A 16090-nucleotide genomic window follows, 5' to 3' on the forward strand; every position below is an offset into this window, starting at 1 on the left:
TCCAGGACGCTCTCGGGCGTCCTTTTCTTTTGCGGTGGTGCGGTGAACACCGCTGTCTCTTGCGGTGGATGACCACCGCACGCCAAACCCTTGCCAGACAAGGCGTTCATGGCCTTTGCGGTGGTTGCGGTGGTAAATCCAGAGGTCTCACCCCCTATGGGGTGAAATATTTTTTCGACCCACCGATCCGGCGTTCCCCGCCAGATAAATTTCGGCCCAGCGTGAGAGGCATTCCCCAAATACCACCGCAACCACCGCACTCTCTCTTTTCTTTCCTCATAACTATCGAAAAACAATAAACAAACAACGCACCACCCCCTGCGGTGGGACGAGAAAATCTTCCACCGCACGACCACCGCAGCCACCGCATATATCCACCGCAGAACCTGCCGGTTTCTCGAAAAACGTTTAGAGACCTCAAAAAACAGTTACAAAACGGCCTCTCGCTCAAAAAACGATTACAAGCGAAGGCATCGGTCCGCCGTCATCTGGCTTTGGGTTCCGGTAAGTAACGGGAAAAGCAATTAACCCGTATTTCTGGAGCGTGAAGCCATGAGCCTTCTGAAAACCATGATCAAGCACACCGTCGGTGGGCAGGAAGCCTCGGCCGGAGGTGAAACCCCATCATTACCACCGCAACCACCGCAGCCCGCCATCTATGTCTCCACCGGGCTCGACGTCCACGAGGTCGAGGACGCCCGCGACTGGCCTGAAGACAGGGAGATCAACGGCACGCTGTGTCGCCGTCTGTCGCCTGAATACTTTGTCTGGCTACGTTCCCGCATGGTCACGGCCCAAGCCGCGCACAAGGCCGGAAAGCTCCCCGAGGATGCCTGGAATACGCTGCGGCAGCGATTCAACGCCCTGCAGGAGCTGGCCATCCGGGAGTTCGGCAAGGAAAGCCTCCAGGATGTACTGCAGTCCTTTTCCCCGAAGAACTACCGGCCACCCGCGCTTCGTCCCGAACCCCAGAAGAAACCCGTCGAAGTTCCCAGAAAGGTCTGGATTTACCCTCAACACGCAGCCGGACGCCATAGGCAGCCGGTGACTTCCCAGGCTGTCGCCAAGGTCGACACCATCCGTGAGGAGGCCATGGCCAAGGGTTGGTCCGAGGCACGCCTCTATCAGAACCAGGGCCGGTTCCGGTTTCCCTGCGGCGAGGACTACGGCCTGGTCTGTTTCGTCGATGGCGATCAGGAGATTGGCGAGGTCACCGAGCGTTTTATCGAAATTGTCCACGGGCCGAAGTCCGGGCGTCACAGCACGCTGCGGTTCTACAACCCGGACGTGCCGCAGCCGTGGATGAAGAAAGTGGAGGATTGAGCCGTGAAGAAAAAGAAACGCTACGCCAACGCCAAGGATGTCCTGCCCGAGGAACTCTTCGAGCAGATCCAGAAGCACTACACCGGAATTCTCTGGGTCCCGGCACCGAGCCGGTTTTACCAGGAACGCCGCGACCTGGTGCTTGCCCTTCATCTGCAGGGGATCAGCAGCCAGGAGATCTCCAACCTCGCCGGAGTGACCACCCGCCGTGTCAACCAGATCATCGCCGCCGAACGAAAACAGGACCGGGACCGACAGTTGAGCGCCGCTTCCGGTAAGTAACCCCTGAACCGGCGGGAGCGCGTTTGGAGGCCAAATCGGCCTCCCGCCCGGCATCCCGGCATAAAAGAACAAACATTGGCAGGAAATCGACGTGACTTTGAGCAAACCTGACAAAGAGACAATGGACCGCTGGCACCGCAACGAGGGCAAGACAGAACCGCCCCGGCGCGGCCCTGGTGCGCCTGAAGGCAACCAGAACCGGCTGCGTCACGGCATCTTTGCCGACCGCTGCCTGACCCCGGAAGAGAAGGTCATGTTCGACGCCATCATCGACCGCCTCAACCAGGATTTCGAGTTCAACAAGTCCAGCGACTTCCTACAGGTGGAGCTGGTGGGCGTCTACTCGGTGAAGCTGGTCCGCGCCCAGATCGAGGGGAACACGGACGCCGCCGAAAAACTCGACCGGATGATCCGCTGCCACATGAAGGACCTCAAGACCACCAAGATCGCCCGCGAGGGTGAGGAGCCGAAAGGCCCGCAGACCTCTCCGGCGGAATGGGCGGCGGCGCTGCTCGAGAAGGTGGCCGAGGCCGCCAACACCACGGCCGAGAAGACCTCCAGCCGCAAGAAACGCGGAAAGAATTTCGGATAACACCATGGAGGGCTTTTCCGATGACCCCGGCACACGGCGACTTGCGGCAGACAGCTTCACCAGGAATTGCGGATAAGACGTGTTCCTTGCACTTTCGGTATCGGCATTCTCCGGCGGCCGATCATCATTCCCACTCCTCGATTTCTTCCTGCAGCTCTCGATATCCGCTTGGCATGTGTGCGCATAAGCCGAGCCGCATAACCCAAGTAGATATTGGCATGTTCACGCCGGGGCTCTCTCACACAACCCAAGTAAATATGGGCATGTCGAGCCCCAGGCAGAACCGGCCAAGCCCCGCAAACAGCCATTCCTTCGCCAGCAGCCACCGCATAAGCCAAGCAGATATTGCCATGTGTGTTCCGCGCCCGGAGCGCATAAGCCAAGCAGTTATTGGCATGTGCGGCCGACAGACAGCGAAGGAGAAATTCCGGTCAATCGATATTTCCCGCTCCGCCCGGGAGGCTGAGACCTATCGTCATGATCATTCATCATCGGCGGATGTGTTCTTCTGCGGGCACTGTCATTCACTGTCTTCGACACTGTCTCGCCCAACGAAAACAGGAGCAGCCGAGGCCGCTCCCATCGTCGGGTCAGGAAGGATCAGAGGCGTTCGAGGGCTTCCTCGAGCTGGCCGTCCACGAGGTGGGTGTAGATCTGGGTGGTGGACACGTCGCGATGCCCCAATGCCCGCTGCACCACGAGCAGGTCGTTGGTCGCGCCGTAGAGGTGGGTGGCGAAGGTGTGCCGCAGCCCGTGCGGCGTCAGATCCTTTTCGATCCCGGCTTTCCGCAGCCAATGGGCGAGCCGGTTGGCAATCTGCCGCTGGCAGAGTCTGCCGTCCCGGTTCGACAGGAACAGGGCTTCCATTTCCGGGCGGCCATGTCGACGTCGCTCGGTCAGGTAACGGCGAAGCAATGTGCGGAGGTCGGTCTTGATGAACTTTACCTGCGGCACATTCCCCTTGGCCCGGACCCGCAGATGTTTGGCGTCGAGGTCGATGTCATCCATGTCGAGCGCGGCCAGCTCACCAAGCCTGATCCCGGTGCCCAGCAGCACCTCGATCATGGCGCGGTCGCGCAGCGCGGAGAAGTCGGGCCGTCCCTTGAGCTCCTTGAGCAGACGTTTCTTTTCGGCGGCGGTCAGGAACACCGGCAGCTTTCTCGGCAGCCGATGCATGCGAATGGACCGGGCCGGATTGTCATCGACCACGCCCGCCTCGGCGGCCCAGGCGAAAAAGGCCCGCACCGCAGCCTTCATCCGATGGAGCGAAGCCGCCGAGCGTTGGCCTCGCTCACTCTCGATGACCGCCCCGGCGGAGAACACCTGGTCGAGGAGCCCGGCCGTAACCTCCCGGCAGACGATGCCCGGGGTCAGCTCCCCGGCCACGCGGGCCACCAGGGCGATGTCCCGGCGGTATGCGGATATGGTCGCCGGGGAGCGTCCTTCGGCCGACAGGCGGGCACAGAACGCCTCTGCCGCGCCCGTCAGGTCGAGGTCAGCCGTTCGGTTGCTCATCGCTGGACTCCTTCACCCGGCTGTGGCCCATGGGTGTGCTCTTGGGCAGAGGCAGCTCCTCGATGCGCCCCGACTCCCTGGCCCAGACCATCATCATGCGGAACACCCGGACGGTCTTGGCAATGGTGCGCTCGGCCCGCTCCTTGCCGTCGGGGAGTTTGAGCAGCAGGTCGGACTTGTAGAACTTTCCGACCTGGGGAAGCCGGATCTCGGCGAGTTGGCGATCCGCGCCGAAGAAGGCCTCAACCACGTCGAGGTCCTTCCGGTAGGTGTAGAGGGTCCGCTCTTTCTTTCCGGATTCCCGCAGGTGGCCGATGAAAGCCTCGGCGGCTTGATGCACGGTGCATTCGGTCATGTCGATGTCTCCTTTGTCAGTGGCCCGGTGTGTTCAGGACAGGAACTCGTCCAGCTCCCGCAGCAGTTCCTCGACGTGACCGAGGGAGCCGACGCTCGCCCAGGTGATGTCCGGCTGCTTCGCGTCTGCTTCGAGCTTGCCGCGAATGCCCTCGATCAGCCGGGCGATATTCTCCTGCTTTTCTCGGTACGCCTTGAGTGCCTGCTGGCGGTTTCTGTCGTAGGTCATGGCCTGCCTCCGGTTCCGTTTTCGTGGATGCGGGACCATCCCGCGTCACATCCAATGACGCTTCTATTTCGTTGGAAATCAAGTGTTTGCAGAGATCTTTCTGCATGTGCCCCAAACCCATAACCCAAAGGAGATCAACATGTTGAAGAAGACCCTCGAATGGACCATCCCACTGGCGCTGGCCGGGATCATGACCGGCTGCGCCACCTACCGGCCTCCGGCCCAGATCCAGTCGGCGGTGGCCACCGTCAACCGCCACACGCCCGAGTACGTGACCGAGGCCAACAAGGCGCTGCGCGAGGTCGGCCACCCGGACGCCGAGCGCCTGACCGGAGTCGGTCTGCGCCTGCAGACCGCCGTGGACGCCCTTGACCAGTGGGCCAACGGCGCGAACCAGGAGGCAGGCCAATGAAAGAGATCCTTCAGGAAAACAGCGATGCCGTTCGCCAGGCCGGTGAGGCCCTGGTTGAAATCGGCACCGAGCTGGCGGCGGGACGGATCGAGAACGCCCTCGGCCGTCTGGAAGCGGCCCAGCAGCAGTACCTGGCCTGGGCGGAGTTGGACCAGGCCATCATCGACATTCAGGAAGCTGTCCACGACCGGAAGAACACCCTGGCCGTGCAGCAGATCCTGACGGAACTGGTGGGCACCATCCTCGGCAGCGCCTTGAGGACGGGAATGCACTGATGGCGGTAACCGACAAGGAGCGCAAACTCGCGGCGACCCTGAGCGATCCCGTGTTGTGGGGGCAAGCCTACCTCTACAACCGGGATGGCTCAGGCCGCGACTACTGGCCGCACCAGGTGGAGGACCTGCGCTGCCCGGCCAAGAACATCATCCACCTCGACGGCCGGGACGTGGGAAAGTCCATCGTGCTCTCGACCGACGCGCTCCATTACGCCTTCACCACCCGGGGCGGCCAGGGCCTCATCGCGGCTCCGCACCAGGGGCACCTCGACACCATCATCGAGGAGATCGAGTTCCAGCTCGACAGCAACCCGGATCTGATGAACAGCATCGCCCTGACCAAGTACGGCAAGCCCAAGATCCACCGCAAACCCTACTTCCGGCTGGAGTTCACCAACGGTTCGGTGCTCTATTTCCGCCCGGCCGGGGCTTATGGCGACGCCTTCCGGTCCCTGCACGTGGGCCGCGTCTGGGTCGATGAAGGAGCCTGGCTGACCGAACGGGCCTGGAAGGCGCTGCGCCAGTGCCTCAAGGCCGGGGGGACGCTACGCATCTACTCAACGCCCAACGGCCTGCGCGACACCACCTATTACCGGCTCACCTCGTCGGATCAGTTCCATGTGTTCCGCTGGCCGTCCTGGCTCAATCCCCTGTGGACCGAGGATCGCGAGGCCGAATTGCTGGAGTTCTACGGCGGCCGTGACAGCTCCGGTTGGCAGCACGAGGTGGCCGGTGAACACGGTAAGCCTTCCTATGGGGCCTTCAATGTCGAGCAGTTCAACCTCTGTCGGCAGGAACTGCTGGAGTACCAGAAGATCGTCATCACCGATTCTGAGCTGCGCGACTGCGACACCGAGGAAGCGGCCCATGACCGGCTGGAGATGCTGCTCAACCTCACGCCCCGCAGCGGTCAGTTCTGGGTCGGCGGCGACCTGGGCTACACCAACGATCCCACCGAGATCGTCGTATTCCAGGAGTTGGAGATCGGCGAGCGGACGCTGCTGAAGATGATCCTGCGCGTACATCTTGAACACGTTTCCTATCCGCACATCGCCCAGATCATCGCGCTGCTGGAGCGTTACTACACCCCGGCGGGCATCGGCGTGGACAACGGCGGAAACGGTCTGGCGGTGGTTCAGGAGCTGCTCACCCTGGACAAGTACAAAGGGCTGGAGCTGGAAGGCAGGCTCAAGGGATACGACTTCGGCGGCATGACCCGGCTGGCGGTGCGGGACGGAAAGGAAATCAAGAAGCGAACCAAGGAGCTGATGACCAGCCTCATCAACGGAGCCCTACAGCGTAAGCAGGTCATTTTCCCCTCGGACGACCTGGAGGTGGAAGACCAATTCACCACCCACACCTACACCCTGCGGGACGGCAAGATCATCTATTCCAAGGGCAACGACCACATCATCGACGCGGTGCGCTGCGCCATGCTGATCCGGGAGGAAGGCAACCTCGACCCGGTCGGCGATGAGGTGGTCTCGCTCAAGCCGGTCCTCACCAATCCGGTCTTCATCTGATCGCATCCTCCGACGCTTTCCACCCCGCTCCGGTAAGTAACCGGCATCGAACCGGGTTCGGCCCACACGGGCCGGATGTGTGGCTGTCATGGCCGAAACTACCGAGAGGATCACGTGGAAAGCACCGCTCATCAGGACGAACAACCCGAAAGCCTGGACACCACCGGCTTTGTCATCGCGCCGCTGGCCGCAGCGGCCGCGCTCGACTCGGCCGCTTTCAGCAAGGTCAACGCCGCAGAAGCAATTCCGGCCACCTGGGAAGAACGCGCCCGTAAGGCCTGGGAATACTACGTCGAGGAGCCGCTGGTGAAGAATTGCGTCAACTCCTGGCGCACCTTCGCCGTGGGCGACGAGATCAAAATCACCAGCGATGACGAGACCCTCAAGGACCAGGCACTGGAGGCCGCCTGGCGGTTGAACATCACGCAATTCATCAAGGACATGGTTCTTCAGCTCCTGGTGAAAGGCGACGCCATCGGCTTCAAGCGCTTCACCAAGTCTGGCCAGGACATCGAGGAACTGGTCTGCGTCAACCCGGTTTCGGTCAAAGTCAAATACGCCCAGGGCGAGCTGATCGAGGCCCGGCAATTTCCCGAGGACACCCCCGGCGGCGGGGAATCCATCCCGCTGCCCGTCGAACAGGTGGTCCACCTCAAATGGGATGCTCCGGCCTTCTCGCCCCGGGGTAACTCCCTCGTGCTTCCCGCCTTTCAAGCCATCGAACTGCTGCGCGACTACCGCCGGGCCGAACAGGCTATCGCCAAGCGCTGGGCCACGCCCTTTCGCCTGCTCAAGGTGGGCGGCGCGTTCGGCCAGAAGATGGTGATGCCGGACCAGCGGATGCTCGAACAGGTTCGCGACATGGTCAACAAGATGGACATGAAAAGCGGCCTGGTGGTCCCGTTCTACGTCAACGTCGAAACCCACGGCACCGACGGTCAGGTCCTCAACGTCGAGGACAAGGTCAAGGAGGTGAAGGAAGACATCGTGGTGGCCCTGGGGCTGTCACGCTCGCTGGTGACCGGCGACGGACCGAATTTCGCCACCGCCTCGGTGAGCATGCAGAAGATGATGGTCATGATCCGCGAGATCAAACAGGCCGCACGCAAGCTCCTCGACTGGGTGTTCGACGACTGGATGGAGCTGAACGGCCACGGCGACAAAAGCATCCAGTTCATCTTCAACGACCTCGACCCCAGCGACGCTGTCGATTTCAAGAAGCTCCTCATCGAACTCTACGACCGCAAGCTCATCAGCCGCTCCAGCCTTCAGCTCAAGATGGACCTGGACCCGGACATCGAGGCTGCCAACCGCGAGACCGAACGTAAGCAGATCGACCTGATGGACGAAAAGCAGGTGAAGCCGGTGGTGGATATGGTCGTCTCCGGCATCCTTAGCGTGCCTCGCGCCCGGAAGATGCTCGGGATTCCGGCCGAGGACGATGAACCCACGGCGGAGGCGGCATTGGTCTGGTCGGGCGACCTGGAGTCCACCGGCATTGCTGCCGTGTGCGACGAGTGCAGCCACTTCATTGCTGACACCAACCACTGCCGGGTCCACAACAGCGAGCGCACCTTCGACGCCCCGGCCTGTCGTTTCATCGACCGCCGGGAGCCCCGCTGATGCCGTCGGACCTGAAGCAACGCATCCAGGCGGCCACCCTGAAAAGCCTGACGGCCCGCAACCGCTACAACGACCAGGTCACGGCCCATCTCACCCAGGCGCTGAAACAGGCCGAAGACGAGGTCGCCCGCGCCATCCTCCAGTACCGCTCCCTCGGTTCCCTACCGGACAACAAGCTCGCCGCCCTCAAGGGGCTGGAAAAGCTCCAGCTCGAACTCGACGACAGCATGAAGCGGCTCAAGCGGGAGCAGACCCTGGTCTTTCGCAAGACGACCAAGGACTCCTTCAAACTCGGCATCCAGCAGGGTATCGGCGAACTCGCCGACGCCGCGCTGCCGTTCTACGCCGACCTCAAGCCCGAAGGCATCGACAAGCTGGCCACCAAGGTGTTCACCATCGTCGACACCAATGCCCTCGACTTCATGGCGCAGTACAACCTCACGCTCGCCGGTGACGTCCACCGCGAACTCGCAGACGGCATCAAGCGCACCATCCTGAACGGTGTCGCCACGGGCAAGGGAGCCGACGACATCGTCCGGGACATGGGCAAGGTGATCATCGACAAGGACTCCTTTCGCCAGGCCGGAAGCCGGGTGTTCAGCAAGGCCCAGTACCGCATGGAGATGATCGCCCGCACCGAGGTCCTCCGCGCCCACAATATGGGCAGGCTCAAGTTCCACGAGCGGGTCGGCATCCAGAAGCTGGAATGGCTGGCCATGGAGGACGAGCGCATGTGCCCGGTCTGCGGCGGCCTGGACGGCAAGACCTTTCCCATCGACAAGTTCCCCCAGCAACCCGCGCATCCGCACTGCCGCTGCACCAACATCGTGGCCTGGCCGATGACCGTCTGCGGTAGCGAGATGGCAACCAAGGCCGCCGCCCAGGCATCGCAGGGAGACGCCTGCATTCTCCCGCCCCACGTGCTGGAAGGCATGGCCGACGCCCAGGCCAAGGAGAACGCCAAGCTCAAGAGCGCCTTTGAAAACGGCGACATTGCCGACCTCGGTTCCCTGACGGTTAAACAGCTCCAGACTCTGGCTAAACAGAACGGCGTGGCCATCGCCCGGACCAAGGCCGATTTCCTCAAGCTGCTCGACCTGGCCGAACCAGGGATCGATCACGGTGACCTGGCCGGAGCGGCGCTCAGCGCCAAGCTCAAGGAACACAAGATCGGCCTGCTGCGGACCAAGGAAGAACTGGTCGAGCTGCTCGGACTGAAACAGGCGGAACTCAAACAGGCCAAGCTGCTCGCAGCCCAGATGGCGAAGATCCCGCCCGCCGAGGGGCTGGAGGGCATGACCGCCCAGCAGCTCAAGGAGATGGCGAAGGAGAACGGCATCTCCCTCAACATGACCAAGCAGGAGACCATCGAGCTGCTGGACAAGCTGGAGCCCGGCGTGGATCACAGCGGCCTGATGGGCAAGGAACTCGCGGCGGCCAAACAGAAACACGGCATCGGCATCCTCAAGAACAAGCAGCAGCTTGTCGAGGCGCTGCAGAAGAAGGCCGGTGCCGACATGGCCGAGTCGGTCAAGAAAAAGGCGGTCGACGAGGCCAAGCAGAAGCTTCTCCTGAAACAGAAAACGGCCCTCGAGGACGCCGCCAAGGCCGTGGTCGTTCCCGACACGCCGACCGGCTACAAGGATTTCCTCGACGCGATTGCCAAGGCGGAACAGGCGGTTTCCGGCGGCACCGATCTGCCCCAGGAGCTGCTCGCGGCCCACAGCAAGGAAATCGCCCTCAAGAAACAGCTCTTCCAGGATCAGGTCGGCAAGCTGAAATCGGCGGAGCTCAAGACGCTCGCCAAGGAGACCAAGGTCCAGTATTGGCAGTGGGCCAACAAAGACGAGCTGACCACGCTCTTCACCGAGACCGACCCGGCGAAAATCAAGGCGGTTCAGGCCAGCATCGACGCCAAGCACGCCGCCTGGGCCGAAAAGCATGGCGGCAAGAAGAAAACCGCTCCTGCCAAGCCCGCCACGCCGAAGAAAGAGCCGCCGAAATCGGCTCCGCAGCCGAGCCCGGTCAAGCCGACCGAGGCCAAGATCGGCAAGAAAGGTGCGGAGTTCGCCACCGTTGACACCGCGTGGCAGCAGAAGAGTCTGCCTTCGAAGTTCAAGAAAACCGGCAAGGCCGTTGTCGGCGGCGCACACGAAAAGGAGTTCTGGACCGACGAGCACGGCGACAAATGGCTGTTCAAGCCCATTGGCCGCAAGGACGATGAGTTCATCGCCTTCGGAGAGGAAGCCGCCTACAAGATCGGTCGCCTGATCGACCATCATTCCATCGAGGTGCGCACCATCCAATTGAACGGTCGCACCGGCTCCATCCAGAAATGGCGCACCGATCTGCGGGACGACTTCGATTTTCGCAACATCCTGCCCCAGGACCTGACCACCATCGAACTGGAGCAGATCCAGCGCGAGCATGTGGTCGACTGGCTGATCGCCAATCACGACGGACATTCCAAGCAGTTTATCCGTTCCCGGGACGGTCGCGTCTACGGAATCGACAAAGGCCAGGCATTCAAGTTTCTGGGCCAGGACAAGCTCTCGCTCGACTATCACCCCAACGGCGTCTGCGGCGAGGAAGAGCCGTTTTACAACAAGGTCTTCCGGGCGGCCAAGGAAGGGAAGGTACGGGTCGATCCGAACGCGACCCTTCGCTACATCCAGGAAGTCGAAAAGATCGCCGACGAGGATTATCTCGATCTGCTGCGCCCCTACGCCGAGGGCCGGTTCGCCAAGGACCCGGCCGGGCTGAGGCATTTCTACGATCTGGCCCTGGAACGAAAGCACAATCTTCGACGGGACTTCGAGGCTTATTACGCCGATGTGCTGGGGGATCGGGGCTTCCGTTTCGGCAAGCTGAGTACCGCCACCGGCAAGAAAAAGCTGCTCTCCTCCGCCGAGGAAGCCCTGGTCGAGGAGGCCCGCAAACTCGGCTGGCAGGGCAAGACGCTGCCCTTCGACAGCGGCGACGTGGAGGACCAGAACGCGCTGATCTTCACCGAGAGCTTCAAGGGGAAGAAGCGCACCGTGGTCAAGATGAAGATCCGGCCGGACACGGACCGCCGAATCGACGAGGTGCTGCGCAGGTATGTGCAGACGGCGGCCGGGGAAAAGGGACAACCGCTGGTCGAAGACAGCTTCTTTCCGACGATTCTGGACGCCGTCAAAAACGTCAATTTCCACGTGGGCGATGGCAAGTACAATCGGACCAAGATCGACAAGGCCCTGCGCCTGCGCAAGAAACTGGAAACCCTGCAGAAGAGCGCCGACCCCAAGGTCAAGGAGATGGCGGACCACTATCTGAAATGGGTCAAGGAGATCGAAGAGTCCGTCGACTGGGACCGGGCCACCAACGGCGTTTTTGAGCAGTATCTGCCCAAGCTCGACGCGCAGAAACCCAAGGAGAAACCGCCGTTCAAGGTGGAACGCGGCAAGGTGACCCACACCAAGCGCAGGATCGGTTCCGGCACCATCACCGTCGAGGCCGACGACATCGACAACCGGACGCTGTTCAATCACAACTCCTGCATGCAGGACGGGCACCAGTACACCGTCACCTTCGAGGACGGCACCCGGGTCCGCTATCGCCCCTGGTCGGACACCAACCTTTATGCCCAGCGCGGAGAGCTGGAAATGATCCTGGATGGCGATGCCACCCCCGGACGGGTCGAAGCGATGCTGGAAAAGCTCGAACAGCTCGGCATCGACACCCGGGTGGCCACGGCGGAAAACGCGGAGCAGATGTATCTCGAAAAGCTCGCCTACATCCGCAAGACCGACAAAAGCGCCGACTTCAAACGACTGCAGAAATCCCTTGATGACCGCAACGCCACCACCACCGAGCGGGTACAGGCCCTGCGCGGCTATTGGCAAAAGGAGCTGGGCGTCCAGGACATCACCCAGCTTTCCGGGTACAACCCGCTGGGCGAATACCAGGCGGGCTTTCTGGACCGAGACGCCAAGGGCGGATACCGGCACCAGTTCCGGTTCGACATCACCGAGGAGGACCTGGAAAAACAGATGAAGGGCTATTCGCTGGTCCATGATCTGACCAACGGCGAGAGTATGTCCGGCTTCATCGACTTGATCATGGAGAACAACGGAGCCATGGTCAGCACGGTCGAGAAGATGCGCATGGGCGTGGCTCCGGGCGGAATGTCCCCGGTGGCTGACATGCAGACCGGCGGCGCGAGCTATTTCTTCACCCGGATCAAGAAGCAACCGGCCAGCGACGCCTCACCGGCCCTCTATTTCAAGAAACAGATGCTGCGGCGCATGGACGCTATCAGTTATGACCATGACGCCTACGGCAAGGTGATTGATGACTACGTGCAGCGCAACCGGGGGGCCAGCATCGACGACTGGAAGCGGTTCTCGCAGCGCCATGGTAACGAGACCATCTTCAAATACTCGGTGACGCTGCTGGACAACATCGAATTCATCGTCGCCAGAAGCGACAACGAACGCCGGGAGATCATCCAGAGTTTCACCCGGCGCGGCATCAAGAAACTACCCGACGGGCGCAAGGTGGAGGACATCGTCCATACTCCTCAAAGCTGGAGCAAACGCAAACAATGACCATGAAGGACTTTATCGAACAAGAGAAACGGCGGCTGCAGGAAGCGCTGCACTGGTTCAACGACCGGGGCAGCCGCATGACCGTCAAAGAATCCGGGGATCTCTTCCTGGATACCCTGGTGGACAGCTTCACCGTCACCCGGATCGCACCCCATTTCGACACCGCTGGCAACCATCTGCGCACCGATTTCTGGCTGTTGTGGAAGGCACTCGGTTATGACGAGGGTTTTCAGCACGCCCACACCATCAAAGTGGTCGATGTCCGGGTCGAAGATACCCTGATGGCCGAACATGACGGCAAGGAGGTCGAAGGCTGGCTGATTGTCGAGCTGACCGACGATCTGGGCCGCATTCACCATGTCGAAATGATCGAGCCGGTCTCGGAGCCCGAGCTCGCGGCGGACTGGCAACGCTGGATCGCCTACCGTCAGAAAAACGCCGAAAGATTCCACCGGATCGACGCCCAGCTTCTAGCCGAGCATCTCCGGATCGCGGAGGACTGGTCATGAAACTGCGCTATATGATCGACTCGATAATGGCCGACCGGCAAGCCACCGTCCCGGAATACGTGCCCGTGGGCGTCTGGGTTCAGGGGCCGGGTCCCGGTCTGGATGTGGAGATGTACTACCTCGACCGGGGGCCGAACGGGCTTGCCGACCGCAAGGACGAGGCCGCCTGGGTGGTCAACCGTCTGGTCGAGGCCGAGGCCACCTCGCTTCCGGCGAATTTTCTCGAATATCACCGGCTGTCCCGCTCCCCCTATGACGGGGTCTTTTCCGAGATCACCGAGAGCGACGAAGACCCCTCCCTCGACGCCTGCGGCAAGGCCGTTCTGGGCCGGCTGAACCCCGTCCGCTGAAATTCGCCGTCACCCTCCGACACATCGCCGACGCTTCCGGTAAGTAACCGCTGAATGCTCCCCGCAGGTCGCGGAGAGCACAGCAAACTGACCGGAGACGTTGATGGAACTGTTCGCCACAGACCTGGAAAGGCTGGCGTTTCTACTGGAGGCCGATGCGGCGCTGACTCTCGATCCCGACACGCTCGGGACCGAGGCCGCCGAACAGTCCGCTCCTGAAGAGCTCCCTCCCGAGAAACGCCCCAAGTACATCACCAACTACATCGGCAGTAAGCAGAAGCTCGTCGACTGGATCTGGAAGCATACCCCGGAAGGCACTGGCACGGTGCTGGACGCCTTTTCGGGATCTGCGGTCGTGGCCTACATGTACAAGACCAAGGGCCTGCAGGTCATCGCCAACGACCGGCTCCGCTACTGCCACCATGCCGCCAAGGCGATCATCGAGAACAACTCGGTTCGCCTGAGCGAGGACGAGATCGAAGCGCTTCTGGCCGACAACGCCAAGGCGGGCAGCTTCGTCCAGGACAACTTCAAGGGCATTTTCTTCGCCAAGGGCGTCCATGCGCTGATCGACACCATCCGCGCCAACTGCGACAAGCTCTCCGGCTTCAAGAAAGACATCGCCCTGTTCGGCCTCGGCAAAACCTGCATGAGCGGCAAGGGCGGCTTCGGCCACTTCTCGTCGTCCACCGATTATGGCCGCCGCCAGGACACCCCCGACGAGTTCAAGGATCGTCTGCGCAAGAACCTGCAGCGCATCAACGCCCTGGTCTTCGACAACGACAAGGAGAACAAGGCGCACCGGCAGGACATCAACGACCTGCTGCCGAAAGCCAAGGCGGATCTGGCCTACTTCGACCCGCCTTACGCCACCGAGTTTTCGACCACCAACTACGAGCGGGCCTACCACTTCGTGGAGGGGCTCATGACCTATTGGGAAGGGCTCGAAATCAAAGCAGACACCAAGGTCAAGTATTACGAGACCGACCACAAGACCGTCACCAAGGCCAACGCCAGCGAGTTCTTCCAGACCTTTCTCGGCAACGCCAAACACATCCCGAACTGGCTGATCTCCTACCGCGATCACGCCTATCCCAACGAGCAGGAGATGAAGCGGATCATCGGCTCCTTCGGCAAACAGAGCCGGATGAAGTCCAAGGATCACCACTACGCCATCACCTCCAAGCACGGCGAGGCTTCCAATGCCAAGGAGCGTCTGTTCGTCTGCGCTCCCGGGGCCAAGGCCAGCGCCGAGCGGGAGGAGAAACCCGTTCCGATGGCCGCCGCAGCGAACTTTCACACCAGCATTCCCGTGGACATCCGGCTGGGTGAAGGCGAACGCCTCGCGACCGAGGCCATGGATGTCGGCTCGGCGGGCGACCCTCAGTTCAGCTTCGTGCTCTGCCGCACCGGGACCAACAAGAACGGCGACCACTTCACCGCTGAGGAGTTGTCCGGTCGGCACATGACGGCCGTGAACAAGAAGGTCGATCTGCAGCATTCGCAGGAGTTCAACGACATCGTCGGTGGCATCGTCGCCGCCGACTACCTGGAGGACGACAACGGCGGCCGCGTGGAATGCGTCGGCGAGCTGTACGTCCACGACACCCCGGCCGCCCGGCTGGCCTACAAGCTGATGAAGCGCGGGATCATCTCCCAAGTCTCCATGGAGTGCGACTACCAGGAAGGCGAATGTTCGGTCTGCCACAAGCGCTTCCAGAACAAGGCCGACTACTGCACACACCTGCGCAAATTCAAGGGCCGTGATTTCAACGGCCAACCCGTTTTCGAGATTCTGCACGGCGTCACTTTCACCGGACTGGGACTGCTCGACCGCAAAGGCGCGGACGAGAACGCCAGGATTCTGCAGGTGGCGTCCCTTCAGAGCCAGCCCGACCAATCCCAACCCGAAGGAGATTCCATGATGGAAGACAAAACCAAACCCACCGATGACCAGGCCGCCAAGACTGAATCTGACGCGGCCAAGAAGAAACCGGCCCAGCAGGAAGGCGATCCTGCCCGCGTTTCCGACCTGGAAAAGGAAAACCGGCAGCTCAAAGCCCAGGTGGCCGAGCTGCAGAAACGAGTCCAGGAACTGGAAGCCGAACAAAAGGCGGTCGCCTGCCGCTCCCGGGCCAAGAAGCTGCTCACCCGGCTGGAAAAGCAGGGACTCTCTTTCGCTTCCGAGGAGGACCGGGAAGCCGAACTGAAACGCCTGGCCGAACTGTCCGACGAAGCCTTCGCCGCCACCGAGGCCGCTTACGAACGCCTGCCCAAATCGGCCAAAGCGGACAAGGACAAGGAAGAGAAACCCACCGACAGCGACCAGGGCGGCAAGCCCGCCGCCAAGGCATCGACGGAAACCCCGCTGCGCAGCGACGCCGGTGTCCGGCCCCACGATGTGGACGACCGCAAGGTATCGCTCGAGGACCGCCTGCGCGACGGGTTCATGGCCGCTTACCGCAACCGTGTCGGCGAGGACTCTCCCGAACACTCGGAAATCAACGCATAAGG

At 61.6% G+C, this 16090-nt stretch carries 14 protein-coding genes; 11 read left to right on the forward strand and 3 right to left on the reverse strand.

Going from position 1 to position 16090, the window contains the following annotated elements:
- Positions 1–552 precede the first annotated feature (552 nt).
- From H586_RS0112580 to H586_RS0112590, 3 genes are all read left to right on the forward strand, one after another.
- Positions 553–1323, forward strand: a complete 771-nt coding sequence (locus H586_RS0112580) for a hypothetical protein (RefSeq protein WP_027182216.1) — start codon at positions 553–555, stop codon at positions 1321–1323.
- Between the two features lie 3 nt (positions 1324–1326).
- On the forward strand, positions 1327–1605 hold the full coding sequence (locus H586_RS0112585; protein WP_027182217.1) for a hypothetical protein: 279 nt from the start codon (positions 1327–1329) through the stop codon (positions 1603–1605).
- Between the two features lie 91 nt (positions 1606–1696).
- Positions 1697–2197 carry a hypothetical protein gene (locus H586_RS0112590; RefSeq protein ID WP_027182218.1) on the forward strand — a complete coding sequence of 167 codons (501 nt, stop codon included), beginning with the start codon at positions 1697–1699 and terminating at the stop codon, positions 2195–2197.
- Between the two features lie 600 nt (positions 2198–2797).
- Here the strand turns inward: H586_RS0112590 and H586_RS0112600 are convergent.
- From H586_RS0112600 to H586_RS0112610, 3 genes are read right to left on the reverse strand one after another with little or no spacing between them, the layout of a single operon-like run.
- The gene (locus H586_RS0112600) at positions 2798–3712 is read right to left on the reverse strand and encodes a tyrosine-type recombinase/integrase (protein WP_027182219.1); all 915 of its coding nucleotides are present in this window, start codon (positions 3710–3712) and stop codon (positions 2798–2800) included.
- Positions 3693–4067: a hypothetical protein gene (locus H586_RS0112605; protein ID WP_027182220.1), complete on the reverse strand. Its 375-nt coding sequence runs from the start codon at positions 4065–4067 to the stop codon at positions 3693–3695. The genes H586_RS0112600 and H586_RS0112605 overlap by 20 nt, the downstream gene beginning before the upstream one ends.
- A 33-nt stretch (positions 4068–4100) precedes the next feature.
- On the reverse strand, positions 4101–4295 hold the full coding sequence (locus H586_RS0112610; protein ID WP_011366959.1) for a hypothetical protein: 195 nt from the start codon (positions 4293–4295) through the stop codon (positions 4101–4103).
- A gap of 139 nt (positions 4296–4434) precedes the next feature.
- Here H586_RS0112610 and H586_RS0112615 point away from each other — a divergent pair, with 139 nt between their 5' ends.
- The 8 genes from H586_RS0112615 (at position 4435) to H586_RS0112650 (ending at position 16088) form a co-directional block, all read left to right on the forward strand.
- Positions 4435–4707, forward strand: a complete 273-nt coding sequence (locus tag H586_RS0112615; RefSeq protein ID WP_011367832.1) for a hypothetical protein — start codon at positions 4435–4437, stop codon at positions 4705–4707.
- Entirely contained in the window at positions 4704–4982 is a 279-nt protein-coding gene (locus H586_RS0112620; protein WP_011367831.1) for a hypothetical protein, read from the forward strand. The genes H586_RS0112615 and H586_RS0112620 overlap by 4 nt, the downstream gene beginning before the upstream one ends.
- Positions 4982–6505 (forward strand): terminase large subunit domain-containing protein, encoded by a 1524-nt coding sequence (locus H586_RS0112625; protein WP_027182221.1) that lies wholly within the window; start codon positions 4982–4984, stop codon positions 6503–6505. The genes H586_RS0112620 and H586_RS0112625 overlap by 1 nt, the downstream gene beginning before the upstream one ends.
- Positions 6506–6619: 114 nt before the next feature.
- Positions 6620–8128: a phage portal protein family protein gene (locus H586_RS0112630; protein WP_027182222.1), complete on the forward strand. Its 1509-nt coding sequence runs from the start codon at positions 6620–6622 to the stop codon at positions 8126–8128.
- Complete coding sequence (locus tag H586_RS0112635; RefSeq protein ID WP_027182223.1) at positions 8128–12717, forward strand: minor capsid protein; 4590 nt, start codon at positions 8128–8130, stop codon at positions 12715–12717. The genes H586_RS0112630 and H586_RS0112635 overlap by 1 nt, the downstream gene beginning before the upstream one ends.
- Entirely contained in the window at positions 12714–13226 is a 513-nt protein-coding gene (locus H586_RS0112640; RefSeq protein ID WP_027182224.1) for a hypothetical protein, read from the forward strand. The genes H586_RS0112635 and H586_RS0112640 overlap by 4 nt, the downstream gene beginning before the upstream one ends.
- A complete protein-coding gene (locus tag H586_RS0112645; RefSeq protein ID WP_027182225.1) occupies positions 13223–13576 on the forward strand; it encodes a hypothetical protein in 354 nt (117 codons plus the stop codon). Before H586_RS0112640 ends, H586_RS0112645 begins: the two co-directional genes overlap by 4 nt.
- 103 nt (positions 13577–13679) lie before the next feature.
- Positions 13680–16088, forward strand: a complete 2409-nt coding sequence (locus H586_RS0112650; protein ID WP_027182226.1) for a DNA adenine methylase — start codon at positions 13680–13682, stop codon at positions 16086–16088.
- Positions 16089–16090: the final 2 nt, after the last annotated feature.

This window comes from Oleidesulfovibrio alaskensis DSM 16109 (genome assembly GCF_000482745.1).
Classification (GTDB): Bacteria; Desulfobacterota; Desulfovibrionia; order Desulfovibrionales; family Desulfovibrionaceae; genus Oleidesulfovibrio; species Oleidesulfovibrio alaskensis.